17 protein-coding genes are annotated in these 15119 nt (G+C 43.6%); 7 read left to right on the top strand and 10 right to left on the bottom strand.

Features of this window, described 5'->3' with window-relative positions:
• Positions 1 to 11: 11 nt before the first annotated feature.
• Positions 12 to 1235, bottom strand: coding sequence for a metallophosphoesterase family protein (locus B9Y67_RS11570; protein WP_085506879.1), 1224 nt, complete (start codon positions 1233 to 1235; stop codon positions 12 to 14).
• A gap of 120 nt (positions 1236 to 1355) precedes the next feature.
• Here B9Y67_RS11570 and B9Y67_RS20460 point away from each other — a divergent pair, with 120 nt between their 5' ends.
• Positions 1356 to 1508, top strand: a complete 153-nt coding sequence (locus B9Y67_RS20460; protein ID WP_139823792.1) for a YuzL family protein — start codon at positions 1356 to 1358, stop codon at positions 1506 to 1508.
• A 116-nt stretch (positions 1509 to 1624) separates the two neighbouring features.
• On the opposite strand, the gene B9Y67_RS11565 is transcribed toward B9Y67_RS20460, so the two are convergent.
• Together B9Y67_RS11565 and B9Y67_RS11560 are read right to left on the bottom strand one after the other, a co-directional pair.
• The gene (locus tag B9Y67_RS11565; RefSeq protein ID WP_085506878.1) at positions 1625 to 2881 is read right to left on the bottom strand and encodes an ABC transporter permease; all 1257 of its coding nucleotides are present in this window, start codon (positions 2879 to 2881) and stop codon (positions 1625 to 1627) included.
• Positions 2874 to 3773, bottom strand: a complete 900-nt coding sequence (locus B9Y67_RS11560; protein WP_085506877.1) for an ABC transporter ATP-binding protein — start codon at positions 3771 to 3773, stop codon at positions 2874 to 2876. Before B9Y67_RS11560 ends, B9Y67_RS11565 begins: the two co-directional genes overlap by 8 nt.
• A gap of 170 nt (positions 3774 to 3943) precedes the next feature.
• Here B9Y67_RS11560 and B9Y67_RS11555 point away from each other — a divergent pair, with 170 nt between their 5' ends.
• Positions 3944 to 4129: a YhzD family protein gene (locus B9Y67_RS11555; RefSeq protein ID WP_085506876.1), complete on the top strand. Its 186-nt coding sequence runs from the start codon at positions 3944 to 3946 to the stop codon at positions 4127 to 4129.
• A 45-nt stretch (positions 4130 to 4174) separates the two neighbouring features.
• Here B9Y67_RS11555 and B9Y67_RS11550 read toward each other — a convergent pair whose 3' ends face one another.
• The 3 genes from B9Y67_RS11550 to B9Y67_RS11540 form a co-directional block, all read right to left on the bottom strand.
• Positions 4175 to 4945, bottom strand: coding sequence for an enoyl-CoA hydratase (locus B9Y67_RS11550; protein WP_085506875.1), 771 nt, complete (start codon positions 4943 to 4945; stop codon positions 4175 to 4177).
• Between the two features lie 176 nt (positions 4946 to 5121).
• Positions 5122 to 5475 carry a YlbF/YmcA family competence regulator gene (locus tag B9Y67_RS11545; RefSeq protein ID WP_085506874.1) on the bottom strand — a complete coding sequence of 118 codons (354 nt, stop codon included), beginning with the start codon at positions 5473 to 5475 and terminating at the stop codon, positions 5122 to 5124.
• A gap of 89 nt (positions 5476 to 5564) precedes the next feature.
• Positions 5565 to 6701 (bottom strand): DUF445 domain-containing protein, encoded by a 1137-nt coding sequence (locus B9Y67_RS11540; protein WP_085506873.1) that lies wholly within the window; start codon positions 6699 to 6701, stop codon positions 5565 to 5567.
• A 117-nt stretch (positions 6702 to 6818) separates the two neighbouring features.
• Here B9Y67_RS11540 and B9Y67_RS11535 point away from each other — a divergent pair, with 117 nt between their 5' ends.
• Positions 6819 to 8123: a YheC/YheD family endospore coat-associated protein gene (locus B9Y67_RS11535; protein ID WP_085506872.1), complete on the top strand. Its 1305-nt coding sequence runs from the start codon at positions 6819 to 6821 to the stop codon at positions 8121 to 8123.
• Between the two features lie 66 nt (positions 8124 to 8189).
• Entirely contained in the window at positions 8190 to 8357 is a 168-nt protein-coding gene (locus B9Y67_RS20700) for a hypothetical protein (RefSeq protein ID WP_176223980.1), read from the top strand.
• Between the two features lie 69 nt (positions 8358 to 8426).
• Here B9Y67_RS20700 and B9Y67_RS11530 read toward each other — a convergent pair whose 3' ends face one another.
• Positions 8427 to 8705 (bottom strand): metal-sensitive transcriptional regulator, encoded by a 279-nt coding sequence (locus B9Y67_RS11530; protein ID WP_085506871.1) that lies wholly within the window; start codon positions 8703 to 8705, stop codon positions 8427 to 8429.
• Positions 8706 to 8875: 170 nt separating this feature from the next.
• On the opposite strand from B9Y67_RS11530, the gene B9Y67_RS11525 reads away from it, so the two are divergent.
• Both B9Y67_RS11525 and B9Y67_RS11520 read left to right on the top strand, forming a co-directional pair.
• Complete coding sequence (locus B9Y67_RS11525) at positions 8876 to 9799, top strand: PucR family transcriptional regulator (RefSeq protein ID WP_085506870.1); 924 nt, start codon at positions 8876 to 8878, stop codon at positions 9797 to 9799.
• A gap of 140 nt (positions 9800 to 9939) precedes the next feature.
• Positions 9940 to 11037: an ABC transporter ATP-binding protein gene (locus B9Y67_RS11520; RefSeq protein WP_085506869.1), complete on the top strand. Its 1098-nt coding sequence runs from the start codon at positions 9940 to 9942 to the stop codon at positions 11035 to 11037.
• Positions 11038 to 11085: 48 nt separating this feature from the next.
• Here the strand turns inward: B9Y67_RS11520 and B9Y67_RS11515 are convergent, their stop codons facing one another.
• The 3 genes from B9Y67_RS11515 to fumC all read right to left on the bottom strand — a co-directional run bounded on the left by B9Y67_RS11515 (position 11086) and on the right by fumC (position 13706).
• Positions 11086 to 11337 (bottom strand): hypothetical protein, encoded by a 252-nt coding sequence (locus B9Y67_RS11515; RefSeq protein ID WP_085506868.1) that lies wholly within the window; start codon positions 11335 to 11337, stop codon positions 11086 to 11088.
• Between the two features lie 685 nt (positions 11338 to 12022).
• The gene (locus B9Y67_RS11505; RefSeq protein ID WP_062444142.1) at positions 12023 to 12226 is read right to left on the bottom strand and encodes an alpha/beta-type small acid-soluble spore protein; all 204 of its coding nucleotides are present in this window, start codon (positions 12224 to 12226) and stop codon (positions 12023 to 12025) included.
• A gap of 88 nt (positions 12227 to 12314) precedes the next feature.
• Positions 12315 to 13706 carry a class II fumarate hydratase gene (gene fumC / locus B9Y67_RS11500; protein ID WP_085506866.1) on the bottom strand — a complete coding sequence of 464 codons (1392 nt, stop codon included), beginning with the start codon at positions 13704 to 13706 and terminating at the stop codon, positions 12315 to 12317.
• Positions 13707 to 14197: 491 nt separating this feature from the next.
• On the opposite strand from fumC, the gene B9Y67_RS11495 reads away from it, so the two are divergent.
• A complete protein-coding gene (locus B9Y67_RS11495) occupies positions 14198 to 15112 on the top strand; it encodes a zinc dependent phospholipase C family protein (protein ID WP_085506865.1) in 915 nt (304 codons plus the stop codon).
• Positions 15113 to 15119 lie beyond the last annotated feature (7 nt).

Below are 15119 nucleotides of genomic sequence, written 5' to 3'. Positions count from 1 at the left end.
CGCCCCTCCTCTCATCGCTTCAATAATTCCATAAGTAATAAATCCTTAGCCTCCTGCAGCACTTGCTCTTTTTCCTCCTCCCTCAAAACTTCTAAATGTTTACGGGCCTTACGGTGACAGTACAGTGGTTTCAGCCAGTCGTCCATCTCTTCAGCCTGCTGAAATTGGCGGAGCATTTCCCCTACAAAGTGCTTTTCCTGCATCAGCTGCCCTTCATCCCATGGAGAAACAGCTTCGATATCCATTTTTCTGATCCACAACCATTGGTCTTCCGATTGTTCCTGTTCATTAATAATCTCCACCAGCTCCTCCATCTCTTCATGATGATGCCGAAGAGTTGCCAGTCCTTCCCCTCCGGTAATATGTAAATGGATGATTGCCGGTCCTGTGTTTCTCCATTCTTCCTTCTTTGTTGCAATCATTTGTTCAAGTTCATCAAAACTTTCGGCTTTCGTAGATAAGTGGAACGTTTCAAACTGGAACGCCTGAAGTGGCAGAAAGGTCAAATTCGTTCCGTTCTCTCCCATTTCTACGAGGTAACAGCCTTTTTCACCAGGTTCTCTGATGGATCTTCCCTGGATGTTGCCAGGATAAATAATCGGTGGAGCTTCGGCTAATACAGTCCGTTTATGAATATGACCAAGTGCCCAATAATCCATCACTTTTTCCTTCAATTCCCCAAGACGAAAGGGAGCATAAACGTCATGTTCCGTATTGGTTTCAATACTGCCATGCAGCATGGCAATATGATAGGCATGATCGTTTGTACGAATGTATTCCGCTGCTTTTCTTTCCGTGACCGCCCGGTTATGATAGCTGAATCCATAAATGATGGCCTGTGTTTCTCCGTTTTTGCAAAAAGCTTCGTGGGTTACCTGTTCCTCCTGGAAGACATGAACATTGTCGGGATATGTGACCGGATGGAAGTCGGCTGACAAATAGTCATGATTCCCATGACTGGCATACACCTTGATCCCGTTGTCTTTTAGCTTACGAAAAGCGTCCCGAAGCTTGATTTGCGCCCGTAGACTCCTTATTTCCTCGTCAAATAAATCTCCGGCCATCAAAACAAAATCAACCTTATGGGTTACCGCCTGATCGACCAGCCTATCCAAAGCAAAGAATGTACTTTCCCTAACCTGCCATGTCAATGGAGGCGGCAGCTCCCCCACCCCTTTGAATGGACTATCTATATGTAAATCAGCACAATGAATGAACTTAAGATGAGGTTTCATGCGTGTACCTCTCCTTCTCCCTGTTTCCTTTCATTGTAGCAAAGCAAAAAAACGAATGCACGTTCGATAGCAATTTTTCAGGAAGTTATGAAATGCTAAGTACAAGGAGGTGCTTTTCCGATGCCAAAACAAAAGAAAAACCCATCCGAGCGCGCTAAAAGTGCGGCTAGTGTAAAGGGAAAGAAAAACCAGGGTCCCGTCGATCCATTTGTTGATGAACCCGAACACCAGACAACGAACATGCAATATGGCAAAAAGAATATGGGGGAATAACTTCCTGGCTGGCAGCCAGGCTATTCTTTAAGCCTTGGCTGCTACTCTTCTTTTAACAGGAAAATGAACCTTGTTTATAAGAAAAACCGCCAGGAATAACCCCAGCGGTTTACCAATTATTCTTTTTTCGACAGCTGTAAGGCTGCTTTGATATCCTTCAGCGAGGAAGACTTCCCATACAATAATACTCCACCGCTGTAGATTCTTGCACCAATGACCGCAAGCAGCATAATCGTGGCGATTAGCATACCAATGGATAGTCCCACCTCCCAAATTGGCACATCCAGCATGCCGACCCTCAAGAACATCAGCATCGGTGTAAAGAACGGGATGTACGAAGTAACCGTAACAAACCCTGAATCCGGGGCATTAAGTCCGAACATAGCAATCATGAAGGCTGCGACAATAACCAGTGTCATCGGGGCAATCAATTGCTGTACATCCTCGATTCTGCTGACGAGTGAACCGAGCATAGCAGCGAGCGTAGCATAAAGAAGATACCCAAGAATAAAGAAAACGATCAAGTAGACGAATAGACTGATCTCCATATTATTCAGTCCAAAATAGTCAAAAACACCGCCCGTCATCGTCTCCTGATTCATTTTAACTGCCTGATAACCAACAACCATGAATAACGTGATTTGCGATAGTCCGAGTAAAGCAATACCGAAAATCTTAGCAAACATCTGGGCGACGGGAGAAGCACTGGAAATCAATATTTCCATCACACGGCTTGATTTCTCTGTTGCTACTTCCATGGCTATCATGTTGCCATACATGATTACAGCAAAATACATGATAAACAGCATGACATAGACAAGGCCGCGCGCTTCACTCAGTTCTTCCTCCGTTTTCGCGTTTTCTTCTAAAGCTACGGTCTCAAAATTGACAGGTGCTGAAATCTGTTGGAATACTTCCGGGTCTATCTCAGCCTGCTCTGCAGCTATCATGACCTTTACCTGCTGAAGCGCTTCGCGGATTTGATTGCTTACATTTGTGTTGGCTATTTGGTTCGCATAATAGGTGGCGTTTGGAGTTCCATCCGATTCAGCGATGTCGATGAAAGCTGTATATTCTCCATCTTGCACTGCCTGCTCGGCTTCCTCTTTCGTTCCTTCAAAGGCAGCAAGTTCAATCGTAGTATCCTGCCCATCCAAATAACTTTGCAATGGCTCCAGTAACCCTTCCCGCTCACCAATAACCGCCACTTTCTGGTTTTCATCCGATTCTTTTCCGGTGAACCGTTCGGTTATCATCTCAAAGTTAGCAAGACCAATAATAAGTAACAGCGTGACACCAGTCGTAATAAGAAACGACTTCGATTTTAACCGATTCAAATACGTATGGGCCAGCATGATAAAAAACTTATTCATAAGAAGCACCCACCTTTTCAATGAATATGTCATTCAAGGAAGGCTCTTCTAAATCAAATAGACGGACAAAGCCTTTCCCCTGTAAGGCTTCAAAAACATGGGCAGCTGCCGCTTCGTTTTTTATCTGCAGTTCACAGCCTTCACTCACCGATTTGGATGTCACTACACCCGGCAATTCTTTTAAGTATGTTAAGTCAAAATCAGCATGAATGCGCAAGTTTTTCTTTCCAAATGAACGCTTGATTTCCTTCAGCTGTCCCTGTACAACTGGACGTCCTTTTTGGAGGATGCACAGGTGTTCACATAGTTCTTCGACATGTTCCATGCGGTGAGAAGAAAATACGATAGTAGTTCCTGCAGTTTTCAAATCGATAACTGCCTTTTTCAATTGCTCGACATTGACAGGATCCAGTCCTGAAAATGGTTCATCTAAAATCAACAGTTCGGGTTTATGTATAACTGCTGATATGAATTGAATTTTCTGCTGATTCCCTTTGGATAATTCCTCTACCTTTTTCTCTTTATACTCCGGTATATAAAAGCGTTCCAGCCAGCTGTCGAGTTCACGAAATGCCGCCTGCTTATCCATTCCTCTTAGCCGTGCCAGATAGACAAGCTGGTCTTTCACCTTTAACTTAGGGTAAAGACCCCGTTCCTCCGGGAGATAGCCGATAATATGGCTCTTCTCGTAACTGATCGTTTCTCCATTCCAGACAATCGATCCTTTCGTAGGATTCATTAATCCAAGAATCATCCGGAAAGTTGTCGTCTTTCCTGCTCCATTACCTCCTAAAAATCCAAACATTTCTTTTTCTGGTATCGTAAGCGATAAGTCATCTACAGCTACAGTGCTGCCAAAACGCTTGGTCACTCCTGCCAATTGAAGCGTCATAACCTCTCCCCCTTTTCACTACTCCAATTATACGGTTGAATTAGGAAAATAGTTTCATTTCTTCGAAGTATTTTTAACTGCCTGTTTGATAGGGAAATAAAAGAAATAAGCAGGAATTTTTATGGGTTATATCTAATAGTAGAAAGTGGGAAATGAAGAGGAGGATTAAAATGAAAGCATACGCATTGACTGTCTTTGCAAAAGACGGGGAAAAACTTTTGGATGAAAATTTCGAAGCTGCCGATGATCATGACGCAAAGCAAATCGGTCAGAATAAATTACAGGAACACGGCTATGAAGAGCACACGCATCGTTGTGTAGCCCCAGAAGGCCATCTTGTCTTATTCCATAGGTAGAAATAGAAAGGCTCCTATCAGTAATCATGGATAGGAGCCTGGTTTTTATTTTCCTGTGAACTTTGGCTTTCGTTTTTCCATGAAAGCCTGAACGCCTTCCTGATGATCCTTTGTCTGTCGCAGTTTCCACTGGGCTTTTCGTTCTTCCTCAAGGTAATGCTTCAACTTTTCCACCCCGTGCTGATGGTATAATTGCTTCGTAGCAATCATGGATTGCAGCGGGCGCTTACTCCAATGAGCAACAAGCGCTTTCGTTTCTGCCTGAAGGTCTTCCCCGGCAACCTGGTCGACAAGATGATAATCGTAAGCTTTCTTGGCGTACAATTCTTCGCCATTCCAGGCAAACTGCTTGGCACGATGAGTACCAAGACGCTCCTGCAGCCAGAAATGTCCTCCTCCATCCGGGAGCAGCCCGATACCGATGAAATTCATCGAAAAACGTGAATCAGGGTCGGCAATAATATAATCGGCAGCTAGTGCGATGCTGAGACCTAACCCGACAGCAGGACCATGGATAGAAGCGACAACCGCCTTCGGCATGGTATAAAGCTTTGTCACTACCGCTTCGATATTGCTCATCACTTCATTGAATTTTTCTTCCTCACTGACTTCGGTCATCATGGTGACATCTCCGCCGGCACAGAACCCGTCACCTTTCCCGGAAAGGACAACGATTTGTTCATCACTTGCTTCCACTTCCTCGAGTGCGGCTACGAATTCTTCCAGCATCGCCACATTCAAGGCATTATATCGTTCTCCTCGCGCGATCTTCAGCTCGATTACGTTATCATTTTTCTCTAATTCAAAGTAATTCATGATATCCCCCTCTTTGATTAAAACCTCTTCTTTTCATTCGCTAATCTGCTTACAAAATCCTGCCAGTTTCGATGTAATAAAACATAAATCGCAATCATCTTTAATTAAAATTGTCTTATTCAGTGCCTAAATAAAAGAAAAAAGGTCAGACCCGGGGGCCTGACCTTTTGTTACGATTACTGTTCTTCTGGAGTGCCGTATAGTTCTTCCAACGGCTTAGTGATGATACGGCTGACATCATTGATCACCGTGTTCAATTGCTGTTCTTTTTCCATAAGCTTAGAAATCACTTCATGCTGTTGAACAAGCTGAACTACTTGCTGAGCCTGCTGTACTTCTTCTTCTGTGATTTCCTGGCCTTGCATTTGCTTTTGCTGCAAGTTGATTTGAGTTTCACGGAAGTTATCGAACATTTTCTTTGCTGCTTCATCAGCCATTACTGCTTCATATGCTTCTTTTAGTCCTTGGAATTCATCACTATAACGGATCGCTTTCTCCAAGTCATACGCGTTATCATAAATATTTGCCATTGTAAAAAATTACCTCCTGTATGTTTCACTTACTTTGATTCCTTCCCCACTATAACAAACGTGAACGAATGTGTATAGGAATAGAGCCATTATCCTAAAAATATCACAATCAAACCCTGGATAATACCAATTAAACCGCCAAGTAATGCCCCTAAATAGGTGATCATTTTAAGTTCCCGTCTGGAAATATCCAGCACCATTGCCTCCAGTCTTCCCACTGAAAAAGCCTCTACTTGTTCCTGGACAATTTCTGCCAGGTGCAGTTTCTTCATCATCGGTTCAATCCGTTCGGCAAGTAAAGTGCCCAGTTGTGACACAACTACCGGGACAGCATCCTGGATAATTTTCGAGCGAATCGGCCGCACCCACTCTGCCACAGTTCGGTTCAGCCAGTTTTCAAGAGGCAGAGTCTTGGAAACTGCGGTTCCCAATGCACGCTTGATAGTATTTTTTCCGATTCTTTCCTCAATCGCACCAACGGGCTGATGGAGCCAGTACTCTTTTTCTTTTCCGATCAGCTCTACCAGCCATGCTTTCGTTTCAGGAGCCCGTACGTATTGGAGTACCGCGGGATGGGCTTTATCTGTCAGTCCTTGTGGGGTAATAAACGAAGAAATCATATTCCCGAAAAACCCCTGGCCTGTAAGGTAGTGTTCAATCAAATCCGCAATTTTTCGTTTCCCTTCTGGACTGTCGATATAGCTCCCTATCTTCAGCTGGATATTTGCAGCCAGCTTATCTGTGGCTTTTTCCGTCTTTTTGAGCATATCAGTAGTAAGCACATCACTGAGAGGAATCGGACGATATTGTTCCATCACTTCCTCATATTGTGTTTCCACCCAGTAGGAAACCTTCCGCCTTACCTTTGCTTCATTTGTCTGTACCTCAAAGGCAGCCAGCAGTTCGCTTATTTTTTTATCCTGCTTCAAAAGCTGTTTGACTTCCTCCTGGGCCCAAACGGTCATCTGGCGCTGAAATTCACTTTCCTCGAGCTTCTTGCGGATACCCTCCGCTGTCAGAAGGTGCTGCACAACCATCCGGCCCAGCTGACGGGCGAGTTCCTGCTGCCGCTTGGGTATGAGACCTGGGGTAAACGGAAGCCGGTACTTCCCGACATATTTGGCCTCATAGGGACGGAATAACATTCTTATTGCTAAGGAGTTGGTCAGTCCGCCGATCAGTGCCCCAATCGCCATCATCATCAGTACTAATAACACTACGTTCATAACATCAACCTCATTTCCTCATCGTTCATCAGTATATATCATTTTCCCGAATAGAGAAAAGGTCATGCCACGAATAAGACTTGCATATATAAATACAAAGATGGGGAGGGCTGTACTATGTATTTTGCCATTCGATATTATACCGGTGCGCATGCCAGAATGATTGTACCAAAAGCTTATGAAAAAGAATTCCAATCGATACGGTCTATTACCTTTGGAAACCACTCCTGTGACATTCGCTGTCTGACACACCGGGAACATGATAATTTCATCATGATATCGACCAAGGCTAAAAAACAGCTGAACTTGCCGGATCACCGGATGGCTATGTGTCACATTACAGGGGATGAAGCACGCCTGACCGTCCCTTTCGGTGTTTTTACCGCTGGTTTTGAAAAGGAAGGACCCCTACTCGGTCCCCGCTCCAAATATTTCGAAGCCTTCAGTAATACTGGCCGGGAGCTTGGCTACCAGGCTCTGTTCTTTGGACATCAGCACCTCGCCACCCTCCCTGCTTATATGACCGGCTACATTTATGATCGTGATCTATGGCGCAAAGTGGAATCTCCCCTTCCGGATGTTATCTATAATCGTATTACCAATCGAAAAACGGAACATCACCCTCATGTTGTACAGGCACTGAGAACACTGAAAGAGAAATCACGTGTATTCAATCCCGGTTTCTTTAATAAAGCAACCATTATTAAATATTTGATGGAAAGCAGTCAGCTTGACCATTTTCTGCCTAAAACTATTTTCAATCCTTCCAAACAGATGGTCAGCGATATGCTAAAGCAGGATACTGTCTATATTAAACCAACCCACGGCAGCAGAGGAGAAGGCTTGTGCCGAGTGAAGCGAAATCATGATGGTACTCTTGATGTGCTAGAAGCCGACGCTCGCCATCCGCATCGCTTCCCTTCTACGGATTCCTTTTTTCAGGCTTTCTTTCCCAAAGGGAGTGCCGGGTATTTAATCCAGCCGCAAATCAATTTATTGGAAACCGAAGGAAAACCATTAGATTTCCGTGTTCATACGAATAAAGATGAAACCGGCAAATGGAAATTGACACTTATCGCCGTTAAAACAGGAAATGGTCTTAACCCAACCACCCACCATGTCTATGGAGGTAATATATACGTATTAGAAGAAATTTTTTCAGAATCTAAATGTCGTCAAATCAGACAACGACTCAAAAAAACGGCACTAGTGATCAGTGAAGAATTAGATAAGGAACATGACTACCAGTTAGGTGAATTAGGAATTGATATGGCTATCGATCAGGTGGAGGGATTGTGGATATTTGAAGTGAATGCCAAGCCAGGATTCCACCTGTTCGATCATCCCACTTTAAAAGAGCAGATGTCAGATTACTTTTCCTATCTTTACCGATACGGTCAATATTTAATGAACACAGACTGACAATTCCTGTTGTATGAAAAAAATCTCCTGGCAAAAAATAAAACTACCAAGCCTGGAGGTGAAACAATGAAAGATAAGAAGGAAAGACATCATGCGACAGAAGGAAAAGGCAAATTAGAACTCGATGTCGACCGGATGATCAATGAAGGAATGGCCGGCGGCATGGAACGATCCGTCCACGGAAGAGAACAGTTAGGACAAGTCCATGAGATACCTGAACAAAAGGATGACTAACATACAAACTAAAAAGTACGCCCGCAGCAATTGTTGCGGGCGTACTTCTTTATAGAAACCTTTAAGTCATTATCGGCTTTTGACAATCATTTGTACTGCGTCGTTGATTAGCTGCTCAGCTGAGTCCCCATTCTCCTTGCTGGTGCGTATGCAAGTTTCCAGGTTTTTAGCAACGATGTAGCCAATTGCACGGTCCATCGCAGAACGAGCGGCTGATAGCTGTGTGATGACGTCTTTACATTCTTTTTCCTCTTCCATCATCTTCAACACTCCGCGGATTTGACCTTCTATACGCTTTAAACGGTTTTTCGTTTCCTGGTTATATTGGTCCATTTTAATCTCTTCCATGCTTGTACCTCCCTTTCCTCAGGGTTATATCGTGAAACATAATTCCCTATTATCAGTGTACCCTCGTAGGTATATTATAATCGTTTTTCCTGAAAAAATAAACCCTTTTGCTTGGTATAAGTATTCCTATTGATATAATAAAGAATAACCTATAAAAAAGGAAGATACAAATGATAACTGTGAATCAGCTGCAAACGATATACCCTTCTCTCGTCTGTCTTCCAAGCGATCAGCCGCTGGAAGTCAAGGAATACAAGTGGTATCAGACTAATACGGATGAAATAGTCGGAATTAAAAAAAGCGATCTCACTGAACGGGAGATGCACATGCTTGATTTATTCCTCACACCCTACCGTTATGATACTCCCTATATAACAGAGCGGGAGCAGCAATGGCTCGATGCGATTTATCACAACCAGATAGACAGTTTTAAAAAAAATAACGCGCCGGAACGTTTCCGATTCGTCTTCTTTCAGTTGTCTGAGCGTGCCACAGACCAGGAAACTTTTCGTGAAGCTATCCAGGGGTTGTTTTCTTCTGCAATGCCGATTATTTGGGAAAATGCCCATTCTGGTTTCATCATCGAGGAATCGGTAGTTGCCAACCAGGAAGAAGACCTCTCTTATGAACCGATTATTGACGTATTAATGAGTGACTTTTATATGAAGCTTTCCTTTTATGTCAGTGAATATAATTTCCATATTGATGACGCTCCTTCACATTTTACCTGGAGCAAACACTGCTTCCAAATCGCTAACCGATACCTGAATAAAGACGTTACCAGTTTTTTGGATGTCTTACCTTACCTCTATTTGGATCATATGCCTGGGGAGAAAGGAGAAAGAATCATAACCGGAACATTGCAGGAAGTCGTTGACGAACCTGAACTGCTGGAAACCGTCAGAGTATTCCTGGAGTGTAATTCAAATGCTACCGTGACGGCCAAAAAGTTGTACATGCATCGCAATAGCCTTCAATACCGAATTGATAAGTTTATTGAAAAAACGGGAATTGATGTCCGTCAATTCCACGAAGCCTTGCCGACCTACATGGCTTTACTGCAGCTGAAAGCTGCCAATAGAAATAAACAGTAACGGTGGGCCGTCTGATATACAACGTGCACAAAGTGACCGTTTATCTTTGTGCACGTTGTCCATTTACGGTTGCTGGAGACTTAGATAGACTATATACATAGCTTATAAAACGCTTACATAAATTCAGGGAGGAATTTAGCATGGCAGAACTGAAATTAGAACATATTGATAAAGTTTATGACAAGAACGTAAAAGCGGTTGAAGATTTCAACTTGCACATCGATGATAAAGAATTCGTTGTTTTCGTAGGGCCATCCGGATGTGGTAAATCAACAACTCTTCGTATGATCGCAGGTCTTGAAGAGATTACAGGTGGAGATTTCTACATCGGTGATAAGCGTATGAATGATGTCGCGCCAAAAGACAGGGATATTGCGATGGTTTTCCAGAACTATGCTTTGTACCCTCATATGAACGTGTACGATAACATGGCATTCGGACTGAAGTTACGTAAAATGGACAAAAAAGAAATCGACCGCCGTGTCCAGGAAGCAGCCAAAATCCTTGGCTTGGAAGCATTACTTGACCGTAAACCTAAAGCGCTTTCTGGTGGTCAGCGTCAGCGTGTGGCTTTGGGGCGTGCCATTGTTCGTGACGCAAAAGTATTCTTGATGGATGAACCATTATCCAACCTCGATGCCAAGCTTCGTGTGCAGATGCGTGCGGAAATCCAAAAACTTCACCAGCGCCTCCAGACAACAACCATCTACGTGACACATGATCAGACAGAAGCGATGACAATGGCGACACGTCTGGTTGTTATGAAGGATGGCTATATCCAGCAAGTTGGTGCGCCAAAAGAAGTGTATGATAAGCCGAACAATGTTTTTGTTGGCGGCTTCATTGGATCGCCAGCAATGAACTTCCTGACTGGCACACTAAAAGAAGGGTACATTGAAGTCGGCGATGTCAATATCAAAGTTCCAGAAGGAAAAATGAAACCGTTGCGCGCACAGAATTACTTGAACAAAGAAGTAATTTTAGGGGTGCGTCCAGAAGATATTCACGATGAGCCATTGTTTATTGATGCTAACCCGGAAAGCAAAATTACTGCTCACATTGAAGTAGCAGAACTGATGGGTTCTGAATCCTACCTTTACTCGAAAGTGAACAACCAGGACTTTATCGCCCGTGTCGACTCCCGTACTGATATCAAAGGCGGCGAGGACATTGTACTTGCGATGGATATGAATAAAGCCCACTTCTTCGATGCAGAAACAGAAGAACGCATCAAATAAATAAATTATAAAAAAGGATTGTCATCTGTAAGAAGGTGACAATCCTTTTTAATAGGCAGCTTCTTGTATTCCTTTCGTCATGATTTTCCCGCATTCCACACATTGAATGACATGAATGCACTGCTGAACGGTTGCTGAATCTGGATCACCGTCTACCATCTTTGTCAGCATCACTTCTAAATACGGGCTGTAATCATCTAAGTAATCCACGATCTTCCCATGATCGACCATTTGGTTCGAACAATCTGGACAGCGGTCCTCAACCTCCTCTATTCCATTACATATCGGACAAATGACCATGCTATCCCCCCTCATCATTTATAAACGTTAACCTTTCCCCTTCCATTCCCATTTACCATCACTCTAAAAAACGACTCTGTTTCTTTATTTTTCATAAGATACTTATTCCATAAAAGGGCCGAATAGTTTACCATAATAGCGTCAGGGATGGCTGGGAAACTACTCGCTTTCCTGCGGGGGAACCGGCAAGCCTCCTCAGTCGTTTCACTCCCTGTGGGGTCTTGCCTGGCTCCTTCTCCCGCGGGAGTCTCGCAGTTTCCCAACCATCCCATCCGAAGGATGAGAGGGGCAAACCCCCTGTTATAGAGGAGACTGTCTTCTACAATCACTGATTTCAAGCACGTTTTTACAAAACTGCATATCGACGTTTCCGCTTACTCACCAAAGCAAGGAGGTCCGGGAAATTGCGAGACTCCTCGAAAATGCTACGCATTTCCTTCGTGCGGTGTCTATTCAAGAAGCTTATTCAAAGTCCAAATGGGAGAATAGTACATGGTGAGATCCCGCAGGGCTATAAGCCCGAGGAAGCTCACCGTACGTCCATGGAAAGCGAGTAAATTCCCGGACCTCCAAACCATTACTACAGTTACGGAAACAATATATCTTGAACTGAGTCTTCAGAAATTGGGAGCTTTTAAATAAAAGGAAGGAGAAGCGTAGGCCGCTTCTCCTGTTTACCATTCGTTTATCGTTGTTGTTGTCCGCCGAATTGAGATTCAGCCATTTGAACTAGACGCTTAGTGATTTCTCCACCAACAGAACCGTTAGCGCGAGAAGTAGTGTCAGGTCCAAGTTGTACGCCGAATTCTTGGGCAATTTCCATTTTCATTTGATCAAGAGCTTGTTGTACACCAGGTACTACTAAGTTGTTAGAGTTGTTTTGAGCCATTTTGTCTCACCTCCTGTGTAATTGTAGTTTGACCCACAATTCAGGAAGTATCACAAAATTTTTTTGGTAAATTTGTACAAAAAATCAGCTACTTAGCAGTCGGTTTTGTCATCGCTTTAGGATCGACATACTTTTCAAATTCTTCTTCCGAAAGTATCCCTAATTCTACTGCTGTTTCCTTCAATGTCTGATCTTTCTCAAAAGCAGTCTTAGCGATTTTAGCAGCATTTTCATAACCGATATGCGGGTTCAATGCCGTTACCAGCATTAAAGAATCTTTTAGATATTGTTCAATCTTGCCGTGATCAGGCTCCAATCCGCTCACACAGCGCTCATCGAACGATACCATGCTGTCAGCAAGCAGCTGTGCAGACTGAAGGAAGTTATAAGCGATTACTGGTTTGAATACGTTCAATTCGAAGTTTCCTTGACTCGCTGCAAAACCGATCGTTGCGTCATTCCCCATCACTTGAGCAGCCACCATAGTCACTGCTTCACTTTGTGTTGGATTCACTTTACCTGGCATAATCGAGCTACCTGGTTCGTTAGCAGGAATGGTTATTTCACCAATGCCACAGCGTGGGCCGCTTGCCAGCCATCTGACATCATTGGCAATTTTCATAACATCCGCTGCCAATGCTTTCAAAGCACCATGAGCATGGACAAGTTCATCGTGAGAAGTCAATGCATGAAACTTGTTAGGAGCGGAAATGAACGTCTTCCCTGTTTCTTCGTTGATTTTCTTCACTACTGTTTCGGCAAAATCAGGGTGAGCATTCAGACCTGTTCCGACTGCTGTACCACCAATCGCAAGTTCTTTCACATACTGCAGGCTGTCCTCCAGCATGCTTTCCGTCTTCTCGAGCATACGGTGCCAGCCGCTGATTTCCTGGCCAAGCGTCAATGGTGTCGCGTCCTGTAAATGGGTACGACCGATCTTAACAACATCCTGAAACGCTTCCATTTTTTCTTTTAAAGTGGTCTTCAATTGTTTCAAAGAAGGTAAAACGTATTCTTCTACTTTCAAGACAGCGGCAATATGCATAGCCGTTGGATAAGTATCATTCGAGCTCTGTGATTTGTTAACATCATCGTTCGGATGCAATCTTGTTTCCGAACCCTGCTCCTTCAACCATTCATTCCCTACATAGGCAATGACTTCGTTGACGTTCATATTGGATTGTGTCCCACTTCCGGTCTGCCATACGACTAATGGAAAATGGTCAACCAATTCTCCTGCAGTGATACGATCGGCAGCATAAGCGATAGCATCCGCTTTTTCCTGCTCCAATAGGCCTAATTCACTGTTCGCGCTTGCAGCGCTCTTTTTCAAGACAGCAAACCCATGAACCACCTCTACGGGCATCTTTTCATTTCCGATTGGGAAGTTTTCTTTACTCCGCTGGGTCTGGGCTGCCCAGTATTTGTCTTTTGGTACTTTCATTTCACCTAATGTGTCTTTTTCAATACGATAGTCCATGTAATATCCTCCCTCGCCTTTTGAAAAAATCTTTAGAAAAACTTTGCTTGCCACCAACTACTGAATGGGGATAGCCAAAGTATTTCTTTTCCTTCCATGCTTTAAGAAGTTTACCTTTATTAAAGTACACGTCCAATTATAACAAAAATCTTCTCCCGGCATCATATAGTACAAAAGGTTTTATGAGAATAAGCAACTTTCTGACTATTTACATTATTCAGAAACAAATGTATAGTAAAGGTATCAACTCGGAAAGGAGGCAGGAAGGCACTACATACAACGTGAAGGAGGGATGATTACCGAAACACGTTTAGTAGCTGATTTTCTTGCTCGATTTTTCACTGGGTTAAATAATGGATTAGTGGTGAAAGAAGCCCTGTGGGAGGGCTTCTTTTTTGTTAATGTAAGAAGGCCGTCTTCATATAGACTTGGCGACAAAACAGGTTTTGGTCCTGTATACTTAAAGCATATTATTGATTGGAGGGAAGGTTATGCCAAACATATGGACACATATTCACTTCGCACAATCATTGTTGGATACACTTGAGAATACGGAACGTTTCAAGGTTCTCTCCTCATTCATCAATCTAGGAGCGCAGGGACCTGATCCCTTTTTCTATCATCGGTTCTGGCCATTTCTGAAAAGTGAAGGAGTCGAGGAAGTCGGTATGCGACTCCATACGGAAAACTGCGGGGGTTTTCTCCTGGAGCTTATTGATCAAGGAAAAAATGCTGCCGCCCCTGTACAGGCTTATATTTTTGGGTTTGTCACCCACCATATTTTAGACCGAAATACCCATCCTTACATACATTATCGTGCCGGGTATGAAGGGAACAAGCACCAGAAGCTGGAAGTGATCATCGATACCCTCCTCCTGGATCGTGAGAGGAATTTGAAGACATGGCGTAATCCGGTCCATAAAGAAATCGATATGGGCAAACAGCTGGATAAAGGATTGATCCATCTGCTTCGCAACACCATTGAGCAATATTTCCCCGACTTGACTGCTGATCTTCCTGAAGATTATATTCAGGCATCGTATCGCGATATGAAGACTGCCATGCGCGTCTTATATGACCCGGCAGGCTGGAAAAACAAGCTGCTCGGCTCGCTCGTTTCCTCCTTCTCTCACCAGCCGGTTGAGGAAACGGAAGATTATCTCAATACGAAGGAACAAGAATGGCGGCACCCGGCTACCGGAGAAACCAGGCAGGAATCCTTTGACACCCTTTATATCAATGCATTTGAAGAAGGTAAAGATATCCTGTACCTAGTGACAGAGTATTGGAGAAACGGGGAAGCAGAATTTGAGCAACTGAAAGAAAAGCTGTCCGATATATCTTATGACACCGGTGAGCCCCTTCATAAAAAACTGACAAACCAGTATAGTGAACCGATTGTATAAGAAAAAA

The sequence above is a fragment of the Thalassobacillus devorans genome, from assembly GCF_900176565.1.
Lineage (GTDB): Bacteria > Bacillota > Bacilli > Bacillales > Halobacillaceae > Thalassobacillus > Thalassobacillus devorans_A.
This window is presented reverse-complemented; position numbering and strand designations above follow the sequence as displayed.

What these genes read in the sequence shown, in the direction of transcription:
- B9Y67_RS11570 (WP_085506879.1), bottom strand. Translation starts at nt 1,235, where the DNA reads ATGAAACCTCATCTTAAGTTCATTCATTGTGCTGATTTACATATAGAT.
- B9Y67_RS20460 (WP_139823792.1), top strand. Translation starts at nt 1,356, where the DNA reads ATGCCAAAACAAAAGAAAAACCCATCCGAGCGCGCTAAAAGTGCGGCT.
- B9Y67_RS11565 (WP_085506878.1), bottom strand. Translation starts at nt 2,881, where the DNA reads ATGAATAAGTTTTTTATCATGCTGGCCCATACGTATTTGAATCGGTTA.
- B9Y67_RS11560 (WP_085506877.1), bottom strand. Translation starts at nt 3,773, where the DNA reads ATGACGCTTCAATTGGCAGGAGTGACCAAGCGTTTTGGCAGCACTGTA.
- B9Y67_RS11555 (WP_085506876.1), top strand. Translation starts at nt 3,944, where the DNA reads ATGAAAGCATACGCATTGACTGTCTTTGCAAAAGACGGGGAAAAACTT.
- B9Y67_RS11550 (WP_085506875.1), bottom strand. Translation starts at nt 4,945, where the DNA reads ATGAATTACTTTGAATTAGAGAAAAATGATAACGTAATCGAGCTGAAG.
- B9Y67_RS11545 (WP_085506874.1), bottom strand. Translation starts at nt 5,475, where the DNA reads ATGGCAAATATTTATGATAACGCGTATGACTTGGAGAAAGCGATCCGT.
- B9Y67_RS11540 (WP_085506873.1), bottom strand. Translation starts at nt 6,701, where the DNA reads ATGAACGTAGTGTTATTAGTACTGATGATGATGGCGATTGGGGCACTG.
- B9Y67_RS11535 (WP_085506872.1), top strand. Translation starts at nt 6,819, where the DNA reads ATGTATTTTGCCATTCGATATTATACCGGTGCGCATGCCAGAATGATT.
- B9Y67_RS20700 (WP_176223980.1), top strand. Translation starts at nt 8,190, where the DNA reads ATGAAAGATAAGAAGGAAAGACATCATGCGACAGAAGGAAAAGGCAAA.
- B9Y67_RS11530 (WP_085506871.1), bottom strand. Translation starts at nt 8,705, where the DNA reads ATGGAAGAGATTAAAATGGACCAATATAACCAGGAAACGAAAAACCGT.
- B9Y67_RS11525 (WP_085506870.1), top strand. Translation starts at nt 8,876, where the DNA reads ATGATAACTGTGAATCAGCTGCAAACGATATACCCTTCTCTCGTCTGT.
- B9Y67_RS11520 (WP_085506869.1), top strand. Translation starts at nt 9,940, where the DNA reads ATGGCAGAACTGAAATTAGAACATATTGATAAAGTTTATGACAAGAAC.
- B9Y67_RS11515 (WP_085506868.1), bottom strand. Translation starts at nt 11,337, where the DNA reads ATGGTCATTTGTCCGATATGTAATGGAATAGAGGAGGTTGAGGACCGC.
- B9Y67_RS11505 (WP_062444142.1), bottom strand. Translation starts at nt 12,226, where the DNA reads ATGGCTCAAAACAACTCTAACAACTTAGTAGTACCTGGTGTACAACAA.
- fumC (WP_085506866.1), bottom strand. Translation starts at nt 13,706, where the DNA reads ATGGACTATCGTATTGAAAAAGACACATTAGGTGAAATGAAAGTACCA.
- B9Y67_RS11495 (WP_085506865.1), top strand. Translation starts at nt 14,198, where the DNA reads ATGCCAAACATATGGACACATATTCACTTCGCACAATCATTGTTGGAT.